The sequence below is a fragment of the Campylobacter sp. BCW_6467 genome, assembly GCF_001762855.1.
Taxonomy (GTDB): domain Bacteria; phylum Campylobacterota; class Campylobacteria; order Campylobacterales; family Campylobacteraceae; genus Campylobacter_D; species Campylobacter_D jejuni.
Genome location: NZ_MJXP01000007.1, coordinates 72,572 through 90,010, shown reverse-complemented (window position 1 = coordinate 90,010; position 17,439 = coordinate 72,572). Strand labels below are relative to the sequence as shown.

At 30.4% G+C, this 17,439-nt stretch carries 17 protein-coding genes; 11 read left to right on the top strand and 6 right to left on the bottom strand.

From position 1 onward, the window contains the following. Window positions 1-201 precede the first annotated feature (201 nt). Window positions 202-1,167: a DNA polymerase III subunit delta gene (locus AJ888_RS00975; RefSeq protein ID WP_002861331.1), complete on the bottom strand. Its 966-nt coding sequence runs from the start codon at window positions 1,165-1,167 to the stop codon at window positions 202-204. Next, window positions 1,160-3,094 (bottom strand): RNB domain-containing ribonuclease, encoded by a 1,935-nt coding sequence (locus AJ888_RS00970; protein ID WP_002861332.1) that lies wholly within the window; start codon window positions 3,092-3,094, stop codon window positions 1,160-1,162. Before AJ888_RS00970 ends, AJ888_RS00975 begins: the two co-directional genes overlap by 8 nt. 118 nt (window positions 3,095-3,212) lie before the next feature. Between AJ888_RS00970 and ilvC the strand changes: the two genes are divergently transcribed. From ilvC to AJ888_RS00945, 5 genes are read left to right on the top strand one after another with little or no spacing between them, the layout of a single operon-like run. Further along, window positions 3,213-4,235 carry a ketol-acid reductoisomerase gene (ilvC, locus tag AJ888_RS00965; protein WP_002861333.1) on the top strand — a complete coding sequence of 341 codons (1,023 nt, stop codon included), beginning with the start codon at window positions 3,213-3,215 and terminating at the stop codon, window positions 4,233-4,235. Window positions 4,236-4,238: 3 nt separating this feature from the next. Beyond that, on the top strand, window positions 4,239-5,321 hold the full coding sequence (locus tag AJ888_RS00960; protein WP_002861334.1) for a divergent polysaccharide deacetylase family protein: 1,083 nt from the start codon (window positions 4,239-4,241) through the stop codon (window positions 5,319-5,321). Continuing rightward, complete coding sequence (locus AJ888_RS00955; RefSeq protein ID WP_002861335.1) at window positions 5,311-6,084, top strand: DNA-processing protein DprA; 774 nt, start codon at window positions 5,311-5,313, stop codon at window positions 6,082-6,084. The genes AJ888_RS00960 and AJ888_RS00955 overlap by 11 nt, the downstream gene beginning before the upstream one ends. Further along, window positions 6,081-6,464 carry a Holliday junction resolvase RuvX gene (ruvX, locus tag AJ888_RS00950; RefSeq protein ID WP_002861336.1) on the top strand — a complete coding sequence of 128 codons (384 nt, stop codon included), beginning with the start codon at window positions 6,081-6,083 and terminating at the stop codon, window positions 6,462-6,464. Before AJ888_RS00955 ends, ruvX begins: the two co-directional genes overlap by 4 nt. Window positions 6,465-6,492: 28 nt before the next feature. Beyond that, entirely contained in the window at window positions 6,493-7,332 is an 840-nt protein-coding gene (locus AJ888_RS00945) for an RsmB/NOP family class I SAM-dependent RNA methyltransferase (protein WP_079861058.1), read from the top strand. Between the two features lie 175 nt (window positions 7,333-7,507). Here AJ888_RS00945 and msrA read toward each other — a convergent pair whose 3' ends face one another. The 4 genes from msrA to aspS are packed head-to-tail and all read right to left on the bottom strand — an operon-like array spanning window position 7,508 to window position 10,900. Beyond that, window positions 7,508-8,005: a peptide-methionine (S)-S-oxide reductase MsrA gene (gene msrA, locus AJ888_RS00940; protein WP_002855174.1), complete on the bottom strand. Its 498-nt coding sequence runs from the start codon at window positions 8,003-8,005 to the stop codon at window positions 7,508-7,510. A 40-nt stretch (window positions 8,006-8,045) separates the two neighbouring features. Continuing rightward, entirely contained in the window at window positions 8,046-8,564 is a 519-nt protein-coding gene (gene ppa / locus AJ888_RS00935) for an inorganic diphosphatase (protein WP_002855031.1), read from the bottom strand. Window positions 8,565-8,573: 9 nt separating this feature from the next. Next, window positions 8,574-9,152, bottom strand: coding sequence for an adenylate kinase (locus AJ888_RS00930; protein ID WP_002855137.1), 579 nt, complete (start codon window positions 9,150-9,152; stop codon window positions 8,574-8,576). Beyond that, a complete protein-coding gene (gene aspS / locus AJ888_RS00925; protein WP_044794343.1) occupies window positions 9,149-10,900 on the bottom strand; it encodes an aspartate--tRNA ligase in 1,752 nt (583 codons plus the stop codon). The genes AJ888_RS00930 and aspS overlap by 4 nt, the downstream gene beginning before the upstream one ends. Window positions 10,901-10,990: 90 nt before the next feature. Between aspS and AJ888_RS00920 the strand changes: the two genes are divergently transcribed. The 6 genes from AJ888_RS00920 (at window position 10,991) to AJ888_RS00895 (ending at window position 17,436) form a co-directional block, all read left to right on the top strand. After that, window positions 10,991-11,851, top strand: a complete 861-nt coding sequence (locus AJ888_RS00920; RefSeq protein ID WP_002861339.1) for an NAD(+) kinase — start codon at window positions 10,991-10,993, stop codon at window positions 11,849-11,851. After that, window positions 11,851-13,374, top strand: a complete 1,524-nt coding sequence (locus AJ888_RS00915; RefSeq protein WP_070296084.1) for a DNA recombination protein RecN — start codon at window positions 11,851-11,853, stop codon at window positions 13,372-13,374. Before AJ888_RS00920 ends, AJ888_RS00915 begins: the two co-directional genes overlap by 1 nt. 103 nt (window positions 13,375-13,477) lie before the next feature. Next, complete coding sequence (gene cbrR / locus AJ888_RS00910) at window positions 13,478-14,722, top strand: bile resistance response regulator CbrR (protein ID WP_044780550.1); 1,245 nt, start codon at window positions 13,478-13,480, stop codon at window positions 14,720-14,722. After that, window positions 14,713-15,528 (top strand): TatD family hydrolase, encoded by an 816-nt coding sequence (locus AJ888_RS00905; protein ID WP_002861342.1) that lies wholly within the window; start codon window positions 14,713-14,715, stop codon window positions 15,526-15,528. Before cbrR ends, AJ888_RS00905 begins: the two co-directional genes overlap by 10 nt. Further along, window positions 15,528-16,646, top strand: a complete 1,119-nt coding sequence (locus AJ888_RS00900; protein ID WP_002861343.1) for a lytic transglycosylase domain-containing protein — start codon at window positions 15,528-15,530, stop codon at window positions 16,644-16,646. The genes AJ888_RS00905 and AJ888_RS00900 overlap by 1 nt, the downstream gene beginning before the upstream one ends. Then, a complete protein-coding gene (locus tag AJ888_RS00895; RefSeq protein ID WP_032581036.1) occupies window positions 16,606-17,436 on the top strand; it encodes a septal ring lytic transglycosylase RlpA family protein in 831 nt (276 codons plus the stop codon). Before AJ888_RS00900 ends, AJ888_RS00895 begins: the two co-directional genes overlap by 41 nt. The last annotated feature ends 3 nt before the right edge of the window (window positions 17,437-17,439 follow it).

The window sequence follows — 17,439 nt, the reverse complement described above, 5'->3', positions numbered from 1 at the left end:
GTTTACTCTCCTAGCTTGTTAAAATTTCATCCTGATAATTTTAAAATTATTAGGATGGATGTTGTTAAAGTCGTTAAATTCTTTTTGGATTGCAATCATTCTTTTAAAGTATTTTAAAAACTCAGCTAAGATTAACAATACAATCATTTTAAATTATTTTAATACGATTAAAAAGAAGTGAAGAGGATTGAAGATTAAAAATTAACTTTTTAAAATCCTTGCAAGTTTAAGCAAATTTGAAATCAAAAATTCTTTTTTTACGAGTTTAGAATTGGTTTTAAGCTCGTATTCGCTTTTAAGCAAAAGAGTGAAAATTTCTTTATATTGTTCGATTTTTAAACTAAAGGCTTGAGAGCTTAAATTTTGTCCCACTTGAGGGGGTGGAGTGTAGCCTAAAAGCTCTTTAAAATCAATTTTGCCATTGATTTTAGCATAAAGTGCGATTTTAAATAAACGATAAAAAGAATTATATAAAGAGTTGATTAAAGCAATTTCATTAAAATTATCTAAAATTTTTTCAAGTTCGCTTTTAAAGTCTTGTTTTTTTAAAATTTTCTCAAAAAAGCTTTCAAAACTTCCTGTATTTAAACTATAGCAGTATTGTTCTATGGTTTTTTCATCTACTCTTAAACCACTAAATTTATTAAGCTCACTCGCAGCAAGATACAAGTTTTCATCAAAACTTGTAAAAAGGGTAAACAAAGCATTTTGAGTGATTTCAACCCTTAGTTGTTTTGCTTTTATGCTTAAAAGCTCCACGCCTTCTTTAGCTCCGTTAGCTTTAAAAAATCTTACAAAATGAGGAGAGAAAATTTTTTCTATGTCGCTTTGCTTTGAACTTTCATCATAAAGTTCTAAAAGAAAGAAATTGTTCGCATTGTTTTTGCAAAGTTCGACTAAAATTTTAAGATCTTTTATTGGAATTTTTTTAGAAGTTTTGATTTCTAGTAATTTTTTTTCGCTAAAAAGCGATCCTGTGCTTAAAAAATCACTTGCATGAGTGAAGTTGTATTCTTCAAAAAAAAGTTTTAAAGTTTCATCGGGCTTATATTTTTCTTTTATAAATTCAGCATAAAGTTCACTTTGAAAATTATCTGCTCCATAAAGAAAGAAAAAATTAGGCATTGAATCTTTAGAAAGCAGGGTTTGGAGCTCTTTTCTATACATTTTCTTCCTTTATAAGTCTTTGGGTGATTTTAGCATAAATTTTTGCCATAACTATATCCGCTTCCATGATTTGCACTTCAACACTTTCTAGTAAATTTACACGCGTATCATAAAGGATTATATCCGCTCCTTTGATTTCATCATCTAGTTTGGCTATGCAAACTCCATCATTTTGCACAACTAAAGCTTTAAATTTTTTGCCTATATTTTTAGCTGCCCATCTAGCAAATTTTCTATCCATAAAATCAAAAGCAACCTTATCCGCCTCTCTTTCAAGCGTACTAAGACTCTCGCAAGTGCTTTCTATGTTTAAAAGCAGATAATTAAAAAGTTTTTCATCGTTTTTTTGTTTGGCTTTTAAAAGTCTGTGCAAAATAAGATCAGAATACCTTCTTATAGGGCTTGTAAAATGTGAGTATTTATCAAAACCTAAGCCAAAATGTCCCGCATTGACGCTAGAGTATTCTGCTTTTTTTTGTGCTTTGATGATGAGTTTATCTACTTCTGCTCTTAAATTTAACTCATCGGCTAAAGCTTGTATGTCGCGTATGAGCTCAGGAAGATTGGGCTTAAAATTTACATCGATTCCGAGTTCGCGTAATTCATTTAAAAGCTTATCGATTTTTCTTGCATCAGCACTTAAGTGATTTCTAAAAACACCTATATCTATGAGTTTTGCTGCGGCTTTATTGGCTAAAAGCATACAATCTTCGATCAAATTATGCGAAGGCGTGTCTTTTTCAAAAACTGTGCTTTTTAGACTTAAATTTTCATCTAAATTCATTCTTAATTCTTCGGTGCGAAATTCAAAGGCATTTTTAAGACGCATTTTGCGTAAATTTTTTGTGATTTCAAAAAGCTCATAAAGCCATGAAAGTTCTTTTAAATCAGGTTTTTGTACCAAAATTTCATCAACTTCATCGTAATTAAAACGGCGTTTTGAGTTGATAATACCTTCAAAAAGTTCTTCTTTGATGACTTTATTTTCATGATTGAGCGTGATTTTAAAACAATACGCTAAGCGATCTAAATGAGGTTTTAAAGAACAGATATTTTCACTTAAAGGATGCGGTAACATAGGTATAGCAATATGTGGAAAATAAATAGAAAATCCACGATTTCTTGCTTCTTTATCTATAGCGCTATAAGCATAAACATATTCGCTAACATCAGCAATAGCTACATAAATTTCTCGTTTTTGAGTGTCAAAATAAATCGCATCATCAAAATCTTTTGCATGTATAGGATCTATGGTGCAAAAAGGCAAGGCTCTTAAATCCATGCGATTTTCATACATACTCGCATCAACGCTATCACCGTTTGCTAGAGCTTCTTTGATACAAGCGTCGCTAAATTCGTTATTTTTATTAAAAAGAGCTAAGGAGATTTTTTCATCTACGCTTTCATCATCGATATGTCCTAAAACTTCTATGATATTGTTATTTTCATTTTCTATTTTTAAAATTGTCCCTAAAGGTAGTGCTTTTAAGGATTTTTGAGAAGCTTTTAAGGCAGTGCTTAATCCTGTTTTGATATTCATTCCAAGCACGGCTTCGCCGTACCTTTTGGTGATCACTAAAGAGGTTTCATTGGCTCTTTTTAGAACCAAAATCACCTTTGCACTGGGGCGTTTTTTCTTTAAAGGTAGAAGTTTTACTGCGACTATATCTTTATAGTTTGCACCTTTTAGGTTTTTGTTTTCTATCAAAAGATCTTTTTTGAAACTTTCATCAAAGCATTGTAAAAAACCTGTGCCTTTACTTGAAATATCAAGTACTCCAAAGGCAAAACCATTGTTAAGATAGTATTTGTTTTTGTGTTCTTTGATGATATGATTAGCTAAAAGCTCTCTTAAAATTTGTTTAAATTCATTGCTTACTTCGTGAGAGCTAATGCCATAACTAAGACTGTTTAAAAATTCTTTCACTTTTAATACTTTATGATTTTTTGTAAAATTCTTACATAAAGTTTATAAAAAAAATATGAAATTTATACTTTAATTGCTATAATAATACCTTTAATTTTTGAATTTTTAAGGAGTGAATATGGCTATTACGGTATATTATGATAAAGATTGTGATTTAAATTTAATCAAATCAAAAAAAGTAGCAATTATAGGCTTTGGCTCTCAAGGACACGCTCATGCGATGAATTTAAGAGATAATGGCGTAAATGTAATTATCGGACTTCGCGAAGGTAGTGTAAGTGCTGTTAAAGCAAAAAATGCTGGTTTTGAAGTAATGAGTGTAAGTGAGGCTTCTAAGACAGCAGATATGATTATGATTTTAGCTCCTGATGAAATTCAAGCAGATATTTTTAATGTCGAAATAAAACCAAATTTAAGTGAAGGTAAGGCTATAGCTTTTGCGCACGGTTTTAATATCCACTATGGTCAAATTGTTGTTCCAAAAGGTGTAGATGTTATTATGATAGCACCTAAAGCACCAGGACATACAGTAAGAAATGAATTTACTTTAGGTGGTGGAACTCCTTGCTTGATAGCTATTCATCAAGATGAAAGTAAAAATGCTAAAAATTTAGCCTTAAGTTATGCGAGTGCGATTGGGGGCGGACGCACAGGTATTATAGAAACAACCTTTAAAGCTGAAACAGAAACAGATCTTTTTGGTGAACAAGCCGTGCTTTGTGGTGGACTTAGTGCTTTGATTCAAGCAGGTTTTGAGACTTTAGTTGAAGCAGGTTATGAACCTGAAATGGCTTATTTTGAGTGTTTGCATGAAATGAAACTCATTGTGGATTTGATTTATCAAGGTGGTATTGCAGATATGCGTTATTCTATCTCAAATACTGCAGAATACGGCGATTACATCACAGGGCCAAAGATTATTACTGAAGAGACTAAAAAAGCGATGAAAGGTGTTTTAAAAGATATACAAAATGGTGTTTTTGCAAAAGATTTTATCTTAGAACGCCGTGCAGGTTTTGCTAGAATGCATGCAGAACGCAAAAATATGAATGATTCTTTGATAGAAAAAACAGGACGCAATTTGCGTGCTATGATGCCTTGGATCAGTGCTAAAAAATTAGTAGATAAAGATAAGAACTAAACATTGTCAAAGAAAAAATTAGTTCAAATTCAGCGTTATTTAATCATAGCTATACTTTTTTTACTTTGTATAGCTTTAGCTTTGGGAATTTTAGTAAAATATCAAAATTCCCAAGATGTTTCTTCTGTTAAGCCGGATTATTTTGTTGATAAACAAGAAGATTTAATTTCATTAAACAAAGATCATTATGAAATTGGTATTTTTCAAGAGAATGAGTTTGATAATAATAAATCTGTAAGTATTTTAGAGCAAAAAATTCAAGAAATTGATGATTTAAATACAAGTTTAAATGAGCAAAATTTAAGCAGCGTGGAGCAGAATTTAAGTTTAGAGCAAAATCAGAGTTTAGAACAAAATTTTATTCCAAAAGATACAAATTTAACCCAAGATCAAAATTTAACTTTTGATGAAGATATTCATTTAAATAAAATTTCTAAAAAACCAAAACTTGCTATTATTATCGATGATATGGCAAATGCAAGTCAGGTTAGAGGTTTAAAAGCTTTAAATTTAAAGTTAAATCCTTCTTTTTTCCCGCCAGATAAAAACCATAACGAAACGCCAAAACTTGCTTTAAAATTTGATTTTTATATGGTGCATTTACCTTTAGCAGCAATTAATTACAATAAACCCGAGCTTGATACTTTAAATCCAAATGATAGCAAAGAAAGAATTTTTAAAAAAATCAAGCAAATTAAAAAAGATTTTAAGGATTTAAGATATATCAATAATCACACAGGAAGTTTATTTACAAGCAATGAAGAAGCTATGAGAAAGCTTTACGAGGCTTTAAAAAATCAAAATATATTTTTTGTAGATTCTAAAACTATAGGAAATTCTAAGGCAAATAAAATCGCTAAAGAACTCAGTATGCCTTATATACAAAGAGATGTGTTTTTGGATAATGAAGATGATGTTAATTATGTTAAAAAACAACTTCAAAGCGCAGTAAAACTTGCACAAAAAAAAGGTTTTGTTATAGCCATAGGACATCCTAGGAAAAATACTTTTAAAGCCTTAGAGCAAAGTAAGGATTTGTTAAAAGGCGTTGATCTTGTGTATTTGAGTGAAATTTATGGCAAGTGAAATTTTGCCTGATGAATTTTTGAAACTTTTTAAAGATTTAAAAAAGCCTCCTAAAAAATTACACTACAAAGGAAATTTATCTTTATTAAGACAAGATAAAATCGCTATTATAGGTTCAAGGCGTATGAGTGTTTATACGAAAAATTGTGTTTTTTCCTTAGCGAGTATGCTTAAAAATACCCATCTTTGCGTGGTAAGTGGCGGTGCTTTAGGTGTGGATATCACTGCAAGTATGGCAGCTATGCCAAATACTATAGGTATTTTTGCTAATGGTTTGGAACAAATTTACCCAAGAACTAATGAAAAAATCATTAAACAAATTTATGAAAATGCTTTAGCTTTAAGCGAATACGAAGATGATTATTTGCCAAAAAATTATGATTTTTTACTAAGAAATCGTTTGGTTATTGCTTTAAGTAAGGCTGTTGTGGTTGCACAAGCAGATATAAAAAGTGGTTCTATGCAAAGTGCAAGGCTTGCTTTAGAGCTTAATAAGCCTTTATATGTTTTACCGCAAAGACTAGGAGAAAGCACAGGGACTAATTTGCTTTTAAAGGAAAATAAAGCAAAGTTAATCTGTGATTTTAAAGAATTTGTAAGTGAGTTTGCAAGTATAGATATAAATCAAGATGAATTTTTAGAGTTTTGTAAAAAAGGTGTGAGTGTTGATGAGGCTTTAAAAATTTATGGACAAAAAGTTTATGAATACGAACTTGAGGGAAAAATTTCCATAGAAGGGCTTTTTATAAGGGTTTTAGTATGAGAGCTTTGGCTTTAGATGTAGGTTTAAAACGCATAGGTGTAGCACTTTGCGTAGATAAAAAGATCGCTTTGCCTTTAGATGCAGTTTTAAGAAAAAATCGCAATCAAGCCGCTAATGAAATCAAAAATTTACTTAAAATACATGAAATTTCTTTACTCATTGTAGGCATTCCTAAGGGTGGATCAAGTGAAGAAGAAATGACAAGACGCATTAAGCATTTTGTTTCTTTGCTTGAATTTGATAAAGAAATTTGCTTTGTAGATGAAAGTGGAACAAGTAAAGAAGCTTTAGGATACGGCGTAGCCAATACACGCAAAAAAGATGGTAAATTAGATTCTTTAGCTGCTTTTATCATGATAAAGGATTATTTTGCTCTCTAGAATAGAAAAACTTTATACCAAAGATGAAATGCAAAATATTTTATCTTCTTTTACTCAAGAAAAAAATGTTTGCGTATTTGTAAATACTTTAAAAATTAGCACTGAAGAATTAGAAAAAGAATTTTTAAAACAAAATTTAAAATTTAAAAAGATCAATGCTTATTGTTATTTGTTTGACGCCAAAGATAAAGCCATCTTAAGTTCTATGAAAGTTTTTAATGAAGCGTACTTTTATATACAAAATTATTCTTCTTATTTGTGTGCTTTAAATTTAGAAGTTAAAGCAGGGCAAAGTGTTCTTGATATGTGTGCAGCTCCGGGTGGCAAAAGTATCAATCTTGCAAATTTTATGCAAAATACAGGTTATTTAGCTTGCAATGAGATGAGTAGGGATAGATTTTTTATTTTGCAAAAAAATCTTAAAAATTACGGCGTGAATGCTAAAGTTTTTATGAAAGATGGTAAAAATATAGGCAATTTGTGTCCTTTAAAATTTGATAAAATCTTACTTGATGCGCCTTGTTCAACTTTTGCTAAAATAGGTTTTGATTTGGAAAAAAGTTATAAAGAAATCAAAAATATTGCAAAAACTCAAAAAAAACTTCTACATTCTGCTTTAAAGGCATTAAAAATAGGTGGAGAGCTTATATATAGTACTTGTACCTTTACCAAGGAAGAAAATGAAGAAGTGATAGAGAATGCTTTAAAAAGCGAGTTTAAATTAGAGCTTTTAGATATTGATTTGGAAAATGTTGAGGCTAAAGTAGGGCAAAGTGAAGAATTTGCTGAAATTTCAAAATGTAGACGGATTTTACCAAGCTTAGACTATGATGGATTTTTTATAGCTAAGCTTAGGAAATTATGTTAATTAATAAAATTATTCACATTTAAATACAAATTCATAAAAAAACTTAAAAAACAATAAATAATTTTTTCTTTATTTTAAAGCTTAAAGTTCTATTTTTAAGTACTTTGAAAAGAAAATCACAGCGTGAAAAGGCTGTGAATAAAGTTGAAATTTTTTTAACCTTAAAAAGATGAAATTAGTCTGATTGTATTTTTTGCAGTTTTGGAGCTATTACAGCTTGACAATATCCTTGATTGGGATTATTTATAAAATAATGTTGATGATAGTTTTCAGCTTTGTAGTAAGTTTGCAATCTTGAAATTTTAGTAACTATTTTTTTGCTAAATATTTTTTGCTGTTCTTCGATGAAATTTTGAGCTAAAATTTTATCTTCTTCATTTTCGTAAAAGATTATTGAGCGATATTGTATACCAATATCTCCACCTTGTTTATCTATACTTGTTGGATCATGAATTTTAAAAAAGAGTGTTAAGATTTCAAGAAGAGAGATTTGTTTTTCATCGTAATTTATTTTGACAACTTCTATGTTACCATCACCATTACACACGCTTTCATAGCTAGGATTTGGATTTCCTCCGCTATATCCAACTTCAGTATCGATTACACCTTTTAGGCGTTCAAATACGGCTTCAACACACCAAAAACAACCACCACCTAAAACGATATTTTTCATTGCGAGTTTTCCTTGAGTTTAGCCCTTTGAAGGGCTAGGATTATTTGTAGTTTTTGATTGCTTTTTCTAAAATTTCAATTGCAGCTTTTTCATCTTTAAAATCTTGTACTTTAACCCATTTATTTGGTTCTAAAATTTTATAAGTTTCAAAGAAATTTTTGATTTTATTTAAAGTTGCTTGTGGCAAATCTGTGTAAGTTTTTATATTATCATATCTTGCATCTATTTTTGAATTTGGAACCGCAAGAAGTTTTTCATCCATTCCACTTTCATCTTCCATGATTAAAACACCGATTAAGCGGCAAGGAATCACGGCTCCAGCTTGGATAGGATATTCATTAAGCACTAAAATATCCACAGGATCACCATCATCAGCCAAAGTATTGGCAATAAAACCATAGTTTGCTGGGTAAAACATCGCACTAGCCATAACGCGATCTACCATGATAGCACCACTATCTTTATCGATTTCGTATTTGATGCTTGAGCCGTATGGAATTTCGATTACGGCATTGATTTTATTTGGAATATCTCCGATTTTGATTTTGCTTAAATCCATTTTTTCTCCTTATATACTTTGAATTTTTTTAATCAGTTCTTTCATGTCTGCAACGATAGGTTCGATAGTGCGTTCCCCATCGATAATAAAATGAAGTTTTTTCTTTTGATAAAAATCTAAAATTTCATTTAAAGGTTCTGTATAAACTTTCATTCTATTATAAAATACTTCTTCATTATCATCTGCACCACGATTTCTGCCTAGAACTCTTTCTTTGGCAACTTCTTCGCTTACTCTTACTTCTATGACACCTTTAAGACAAATTTCATTTTGTTCACTTAAAACCTTGTCAAATTCCATCATTTGTTCTACGCTTCTTGGATAGCCATCGATGATGATAGTTTTAGTTGGAGCAGCTTTTAGTGCGCAAACTATAGTATTTACAACAACATCTAAAGGAACAAGATTGCCTTTGGATATAAAACTATCTATAGTTTTTCCAAGTTCACTCCCACTTGCTACTTCAGCTCTTAAAAGATCGCCTGTTGAATAGTGTGTGATATTTGTCGCATCTGCTTGTGCGATTAAACTAGCATCGGTAGTTTTTCCACTACCTGGTGCACCTATGATTAAAAACAATTCTTTCATTTTATATTCTCCCTTAATTTGATTCCTAATTCTCTCATTGCTTCATTGTTAGCAGGTGATGGTGCATCTGTCATTAAGCATTGCGCTCTTTGGGTTTTTGGAAAGGCTATAACCTCTCTTATGCTGTTTGCTCCTGTAACTAGCATGATGAGTCTATCAAGTCCTATAGCGATACCTCCATGTGGTGGAGCACCAAAACTTAAAGCATCAAGTAAGAAACCAAATTTTTCTTTTTGTTGTTCTTCATTGATATTTAAAAGTTTAAATACTTTTTGCTGAATATCGTTTTTATGGATTCTTATACTACCTCCACCTAGCTCAACGCCGTTTAGTACTACATCATAAGCGATAGATGAAATTTCTTCTAAATCAGCTTCATTGATATTTTTTGGCATAGTAAAAGGATGGTGCATCGCAGAATAACTTCCGTCATCATTTTGCTCAAACATAGGAAAATCAACAACCCATAAGAATTCTAAGGCATTTGGATCTATAAGATTTAACTCGTTGGCTAAGAAAATTCTAAATCTTCCCATATAATCAAGCACGGTTTTTTTAGCTCCTGCACCGAAAAATACCACATCTCCTACTTCAAGCTCACAGCGTTTGCTTAGCTCATTTAAATCTTCTTCGCTAAAGAATTTGCAAAGTGGACCTTTAAGCCCATCTTCTTTAACTTGTATAAAAGCTAAGCCTTGGGCACCAAATTTACGCACAAATTCTTCAAATCTTTGCATTTGTCTTTTTGAAAAAATAGTATCGCCTTTTGGAACACGTATGGCTTTGATGCGATTTTTCTTTGTATCTTTGGCAATATTTGCAAAAATTTCATTATTTGACTTAGCAAAAATATCAATCACATCAATAAATTTAAGATCAAATCTTAAATCTGGCTTATCAGAGCCATAATTCTCCATAGCGTCTTTGTATTGCATTTGCCTAAAAGGGGTTTGAATTTCTTTGCCGCAAGCTTTGAAAATATCTTTTAAAAAAGTTTCGGCTACATTGATCACATCTTTTTGTTCACAAAAACTCATTTCAACATCAATTTGTGTGAATTCAGGTTGGCGATCAGCTCTTAAATCTTCGTCTCTAAAACATTTTGCGATTTGAAAATAACGATCAAAACCGCTACACATTAAAAGTTGTTTGAAAAGCTGAGGGCTTTGCGGAAGAGCATAAAATTCACCCTGATGCACACGAGAAGGCACGAGATAATCTCTTGCGCCTTCAGGAGTAGCTTTGGTAAGAATAGGGGTTTCAACTTCTAAAAATCCCATATTTGCCAAAGAATTTCTAGCTGCTATACAAGCTTTAGAACGCAGGGCAAAATTTTCATAAAGTTTAGGATTTCTTAAATCTAAAAAGCGATATTTTAAACGTAATTCTTCATTTACACTTTCATCAGCGATAGCAAAAGGAGGCACGGCACTTTCATTTTCTATGGTAAGTTTAGAAACAACTACTTCGATTTCTCCTGTTTTTAATTTAGGATTTACAAGTCCTTCGCCACGCGGACGAATAGCACCTTCTGCAATAAGTACAAATTCATTTCTTGCATTGGAAGCGATTTCATGAGCTTCTTTACTATCATTTGGATCGCAAACAAGTTGGATAATACCACTTCTATCTCTTAAATCTATAAAAATAACTCCACCATGATCGCGGTAGCTATTTACCCAACCGCAAAGTTTAACGCTTTGACCAACATGGGAAATTCCCAAGTCTGTATTATAATGACTTCGCAAATTTATTCCTTGAAAAAGATTTTTTAAGATAATGAGCAAAATTATAGTATTTTTATTCTTTTGCTTTGCTAAGATTTGATATAATTTTTTATGCAAAATAAAATAGATCATAAAAATATTAAAAAAATTGGACTTGTTACACGACCCAATGTGAGTTTAGATAAGGAAATTTTAAAACTTCAATCGATTTTATCTATATATAAAGTTGAACTTGTATTGTTTAAAGAAAGTTCTGAAATTTTAGATTTGCCAAAGTATGGATTGGATGATTTGTTTAAAATATCCGATTTTGTTATTTCTTTAGGTGGAGATGGAACTTTGATTTCTTTATGCCGTAAAGCTTGTGAATATGATAAAGCAGTTTTAGGAATTCATGCTGGACATTTAGGTTTTTTAACAGATTTTAAAGTTGATGAAGCTGAAAATTTTTTTCAAGCTTTTTTTCAAGGAGAATTTAGAATAGAAAAGCCTTATTTGTTAAGTGTTTTTTTAGAAGATAAGCAAGGAAAAATTTTAGAAAAATTGGCTTTTAATGATGTGGTTATTAGTAAAAATAATCAAGCTTCTATGGCTCATATAGAAGTTTTTAGAAAAGAAAAGAAATTTAATGAATATTTTGGAGATGGGCTTATTGTTGCAACTCCTGCGGGTTCAACAGCTTATAATTTAAGTGCAAATGGGCCCATAGTTTATACTTTAGCTCAAGCTTTTATCTTAACTCCTGTTTGTTCTCATTCTTTGACACAACGCCCTATTGTCTTGCCAAAAGGTTTTGAAATAGAGATTATGGCAAAGGATTGCATACTTTGCATTGATGGGCAAGAAAATTATAAAATGAATAATTTTAAAAGTATAAAAGTGGGTTTAAGTGATAAAAATGTGGCTTTAATTCACCCAAAAAATAGAGATTATTTTCAAATTTTAAAAGAAAAATTACACTGGGGAAATTGATGATAAATAGAATTTTTATGAAAGAAAATCTTGGTTTTAAAAAGGCTGAGCTTGAAATTTCTAAAGGACTTACCGTTTTTACAGGGTTAAGTGGAGCTGGAAAATCGGTCTTGTTTAAAGGAATTTTATCCGCATTTTCTTTGAGTGAAAGTGAGGCTAAAATTGTTGAAATAGAACTAGATGATAAATTAGATTTAGAAAGTTTTGGCATAGAAAGCGAAGAGGAGAATGTTTTTAAGCTTTTAAAAGAAAAAAACACAAAATATTTTATTAACAATCAAAGCATAGCGAAAAAAAGTTTGCAAAATTTAAGTAAAACTTTTATTAAGTATTTAAGCGCAAAGGAAAATAACGAATTTGGAAATGAAAAATTTTTAAATCTCTTAGATGCCTTGGAAATGCAAGAAAATACAAATTTTGTTTCCTTTTTGGAAGATTTTAAAAAAGATTTTAATGCTTATAGTCAAATTTCTAATGAGCTTAATGCAATTTTAGAAGAAGAAAAAAAAGTAGAAGAATTAAAAGAATTAGCTAGAGTGCAAATTGAAAAAATTTCAAGCATTAATCCTAAAATAGGCGAGTATGAAGAGCTTTTAATATTTAAAAAGAAGCTTTCTAAAAAAGATAAATTAGAAGAAGCTTGGAGTAAGGCAGAGCGTATTTTTGAGCTTGAAAAAGTTGTTATTGAAGCTTTAAATTTAAGCGAAGTTGATGCGAGTTTTTTTAGTGAATGTTTAAATGAATTGCGTGTGATTTGTGAAAATCAAAAAATGGAAGATTTGGATTTTGATGTGGAGACACTTTTAGATCGCATTGAAAATTTATCCTATCTCATCAAGCGTTATGAAAGCATAGAAAATGCTTTAGAAGTTTTAAAACAAAAAAAACATGAACTAGAACATTATGAAAATTTAAGTTTTGAAAAAAAAGAACTTGAAAAAAAATTTCAAGAATCAAAACAAAAATTAGAAGAAAAAGCACAAATTTTAACTCAAACAAGAAAGAAAAACCTTAAAAAATTAGAAAAATGTTTAAATAATTATCTTAAAGAACTTTATATGAAAGATGCAAGTTTGACGCTTAAAGAAAGTGGAAAAATTTCAATTTTAGGCAAAGATGAGATAATGCTAGATATTAATTTAGCTCATTTAAAAAATTTAAGTTCAGGTGAATTAAATCGCTTAAGACTTGCTTTTATAGCTACAGAATGTAAAATTTTAAATGCAGGTAAAGGGATATTATTTTTAGATGAAATCGATGCAAATTTAAGTGGAAAAGAGGCTATGAGTATAGCTAAGGTTTTAGAGGAGCTTTCTAAGTTTTATCAAATTTTTGCTATTTCTCATTTACCCCAACTTTCCTCTAAGGCACATAATCATTTTTTAGTTGAAAAAAATGGCGAAGAAAGTAAGGTAAAAAAGCTTGATCAAAAAGAAAGAATTAAAGAGCTTGCTAGGATGGTAAGTGGAGAGCTTGTTAGTGATGAAGCAATCGAATTTGCTAAGACCTTGTTTAAGAATTAAGCGGATTTTTTATTTTACTATGTTAAAATATATAACTATAAAATTTCCTTTCTTTTGAAATAAATATATTAAAAATTTTAGATATAAAGGTATTTTACACACTATGAATAAGAAAATTTTAATTATTGATGATAATAAAATGCTCGGCAAACTTTTAGCTAAAAAAATTCAAATGACTTTAGATTATGAGGTAGATATTGCTTTTGGTTTTGCTGAAGCCAAGGAGTTAATGAACAATAATTATTTTTTAGCTTTTGTAGATTTATGTTTACCGGATGCCCCAAATGGTGAAGTTGTGGATTATGTTATAGAAAAGAAAATTCCTGCTATTGTTCTTACGGCTAGTGGTGATAAGGCTACTAAAGAAAAATTTATGGATAAAGATATATTAGATTATATTTTTAAAGAAAGTGAAACTTGCATTGATGAGATTATTAGTTCTATTATAAAACTTAATCAATATGCAAAAACTAAAGTGATTTTAGCTATGAGCAAGCTACCTGAACGTAATGAAATTAAAAAAATACTTACTCAAAGACAATTTAATGTTTTAGCTGCAGCTCATGGTGAAGAAGCAATGAGTTATTTAAATGATAATAATGATGTTAAGCTTATTATAGCAGATGTCAATATGCCAGTAATTAGTGGTTTTGAGCTTTTAACTCAAGTAAGAGAGCGTTTTAGTGATGATGAATTAGGTGTGATTCTTTTGGGGGATCATAATGATTCATTTGAAGCGAATTCTTTTAAAAATGGAGTTAATGAGTATTTGTTCAAGCCTTTAAGCAAAGAAAGCTTTAATTGCCGCTTAGATCGTTGTTTATCTTATATGGATGATAAAAAATTTTTAAGCACTTATAATGTTTTAGATCCTGTATCTGGGGTTAAAAATTATAATGCCTTAATCGATGGAATAGATGATTATTTTAATGAAATAGCGACAAAAGACGAGGAATTTGCTTTTGCTTTCTTAGATATAGATAATCTTCAAATGATTAACGATGAATACGGCCGTGAAGTTGGTGATGAAGTAATTAAAATCTGCGCTAATGAAATAGTTAATGAAACTAAAGGAAGAGATCTTGTAGGTAGATATAGTGCAGAAAAAATTTGTATTTTACTTAAAAATATATCCCAAGAAAGAGCGATTAAAATCTTTTCTCGTATACGAGTAAATATAAAAAAGGCTGGTGTTTTGGTTAATTTAGATGAAATCTTTTTTACAGCTTCTATAGGCGTGGTTTTTGGAAAAAGTGGAGATAAGATTGATTCTTTGGTTGATAAAGCAAGTAAAATATTGTCTCAAGCAAAAGATAATGGCAAGGATAGAGTTGAAGTATGTTCTTAAATCTTGATTTTCAAGATGGTTTAAGGATTGTTGATACGCATTGCCATCTAGACAGTGAAGCATTTAAAGATGATTTAGATGAAACTTTAAATCGTGCTTTTAAAAATGGTATAGAGAAAATCATCATACCTGGTGCTGATATAAAAGATTTGCCCTATGCAGCTACAATTGCTCATAAATATAAAAATATTTTTTTTGCAGCAGGGGTGCATCCTTATGAAATTGATAATTATGATGAGAAAATTTTAAGGCAGTATTTATGCGATGAAAAGTGTGTAGCTGTAGGTGAATGTGGGCTTGATTATTTTCGTTTTAAAAGTGATCTTGCTGAAGAAATTCAAAAAGAAAAAGAAAATCAAAAAAAGATTTTTATCGCACAGCTTGAACTTGCTATTGAATTTAAAAAACCTGTTATCATTCACTCAAGAGAAGCAAATCATGATACTTATGAGATTTTACATGGGTATTCTAAGGATCTTGTAGGAGGAGTTTTACACTGCTTTAATGCAAGCGAACATTTGCTAACTCTTTTTGAAGATGGATTTTATTTTGGTATTGGAGGAGTTTTAACTTTTAAAAATGCTAAGAAATTAGTTGAAATTTTACCTAAAATTCCAAAAGATAGACTGCTACTTGAAACTGATGCTCCATATCTTACTCCAGAGCCTTATCGCGGTAAAAGAAATGAACCTTTGTTAACTCAATTTGTAGCAAACAAAATGTGTGAAGTATTGAAATTATCAAGAAAAGAGCTTTTAGAAATTTGTTTTAACAATTCTGAAAAATTATTTTTTAAAGGTTATTGATGAAAAAAATTTTATTGTGTTTTTTAATATGTTTTAATTTTCTTTTTGCACAAATTAATACTCCTGAATTTTATGAAAGACAAATGAATGTTTTAAGAAATTTGGATATTAATCCAAGTTTTATTAGTGATTTGATTTTTGTGCAAACTCAACAAGATATAAAATCAAAACACGCTCAAACTTTAATAGATAGTATGCAAAATTTTTCAAAAGTTACTCCTATGATAAGAAAAATTTTAGCCCAGCAGGAAGTTCCTGATGAGATTTTGTATCTAGCTATGGTTGAATCAGGCTTGAAAACTCATAGTGTTTCTAATGCCAAGGCTGTAGGGGTTTGGCAATTTATGCAACCAACAGCTAGAAATTTGGGTTTAAGAATCGATGCTTATGTTGATGAAAGGCGTGATCCGGTCAAGTCAACTTATGCCGCTACAAATTATTTAAAAGAGTTAAAAGAAGAATTTGGCAAATGGTATTTAGCGCTTTTAGCTTATAATTGTGGAAATGGTAAACTAAGACAAGCTATCAAGCAAGCAGGAAGTGATGATTTAAGTGTTTTATTGAACCCTGATAAGAAATATCTTTCTTTAGAAACTAGAAATTTTATAAGAAAAATTTTAACTCTTGCTTTTTTAGCCAATGATAGGGATTTTTTACTAGATAAAGATGCGTCTTTAATGAATTATGCTTTAAGCAACGAATTCGCAAAAGTTGATGTGCCTTCTTCTGCATCTTTAAAAGAAATAGCTAAAAATTTAAATATGGATCTTCCAACTTTTAAGAAATATAATCCACAATTTAAACATAATTTTACGCCTCCTGGTAAAGGGTATTATATGTATATACCACTTAATAAAGTAGCATTTTTTGATAAAAATTTTAAAGCAGAAAAACTTGCGAAGGTTGATACAACTATACCTATGACAAGAATTTATACCGTTAAGTCTGGTGACTCTTTATATAAAATAGCAAAAAATTATAATATAAGTGTTGATGAAATTCGAGAATTTAATAAAATAGCAAAAAATCATCTTAGCATTAATCAAAAATTAATTATACCAATCAAGGAGAATAAAAATGCAAATAAAAACAATTACACTAAAGTTGTCAGCCGTTAGTCTAGGGGCTTTATTTTTTAGTGGTTGTTTAGGCACTAGTTTTTTTTCTAGCTTGGATAATGCTCAAGTGTATTATCCTTCAAATGATTTTAAAAGCAGTCCTAGTTCTTCATCAGGGACTAAAGGAACGATGAAGCCTTATACTATCAACGGTAAAACTTATTATCCTACTGTTGTAGCAGTAGGCGAAACTGCTGATGGTATTGCGAGTTGGTATGGACCAGGCTTTCACGGCAAGAAAACCTCTAATGGCGAAACCTATAATCAAAATGCTTTAACCGCGGCTCATAAAACTTTACCTATGAATACCATCTTAAAAGTAACCAATCTAAATAACAATCGTCAAGTTACCGTTCGTGTGAATGATAGGGGTCCTTTTGTAAATAATCGTATTATAGATTTATCAAAAGGAGCTGCTAGTCAAATTGATATGATTGCTTCAGGAACAGCTCCAGTAAGGCTTGAGGTTATAGGATTTGGATCAAGTAATTCGGGTAATAATATTGTACATTCTAATGTAAACTATGGAAATAGTGGAGAGATTGCAAATAATGGACAAATTTATGAAGGTGGAAATTTCATGGTTCAAATTGGAGCCTTTAAAAACCCAGCTGGAGCACAAACGATAGCAGCAAGATATAAAACTTATAGAACTTATAGCTCTACTATACGCACAAGCTCAGTGGATGGGTTAAATCGCGTTTTCTTAACAGGCTTTAGAAGTGAAGATGAAGCAAGGGATTTTGCTGCAAGTGGTGCATTTGCAGGTGCATTTGTTGTAAGAGAGTAGAAA

Excerpts from the sequence above, each read along its gene's own strand:
- AJ888_RS00975 (WP_002861331.1), bottom strand. The coding sequence starts at position 1,167 with ATGTATAGAAAAGAGCTCCAAACCCTGCTTTCTAAAGATTCAATGCCT.
- ilvC (WP_002861333.1), top strand. The coding sequence starts at position 3,213 with ATGGCTATTACGGTATATTATGATAAAGATTGTGATTTAAATTTAATC.
- AJ888_RS00955 (WP_002861335.1), top strand. The coding sequence starts at position 5,311 with ATGGCAAGTGAAATTTTGCCTGATGAATTTTTGAAACTTTTTAAAGAT.
- ruvX (WP_002861336.1), top strand. The coding sequence starts at position 6,081 with ATGAGAGCTTTGGCTTTAGATGTAGGTTTAAAACGCATAGGTGTAGCA.
- AJ888_RS00945 (WP_079861058.1), top strand. The coding sequence starts at position 6,493 with ATGCAAAATATTTTATCTTCTTTTACTCAAGAAAAAAATGTTTGCGTA.
- msrA (WP_002855174.1), bottom strand. The coding sequence starts at position 8,005 with ATGAAAAATATCGTTTTAGGTGGTGGTTGTTTTTGGTGTGTTGAAGCC.
- ppa (WP_002855031.1), bottom strand. The coding sequence starts at position 8,564 with ATGGATTTAAGCAAAATCAAAATCGGAGATATTCCAAATAAAATCAAT.
- AJ888_RS00930 (WP_002855137.1), bottom strand. The coding sequence starts at position 9,152 with ATGAAAGAATTGTTTTTAATCATAGGTGCACCAGGTAGTGGAAAAACT.
- AJ888_RS00920 (WP_002861339.1), top strand. The coding sequence starts at position 10,991 with ATGCAAAATAAAATAGATCATAAAAATATTAAAAAAATTGGACTTGTT.
- AJ888_RS00915 (WP_070296084.1), top strand. The coding sequence starts at position 11,851 with ATGATAAATAGAATTTTTATGAAAGAAAATCTTGGTTTTAAAAAGGCT.
- cbrR (WP_044780550.1), top strand. The coding sequence starts at position 13,478 with ATGAATAAGAAAATTTTAATTATTGATGATAATAAAATGCTCGGCAAA.
- AJ888_RS00905 (WP_002861342.1), top strand. The coding sequence starts at position 14,713 with ATGTTCTTAAATCTTGATTTTCAAGATGGTTTAAGGATTGTTGATACG.
- AJ888_RS00900 (WP_002861343.1), top strand. The coding sequence starts at position 15,528 with ATGAAAAAAATTTTATTGTGTTTTTTAATATGTTTTAATTTTCTTTTT.
- AJ888_RS00895 (WP_032581036.1), top strand. The coding sequence starts at position 16,606 with ATGCAAATAAAAACAATTACACTAAAGTTGTCAGCCGTTAGTCTAGGG.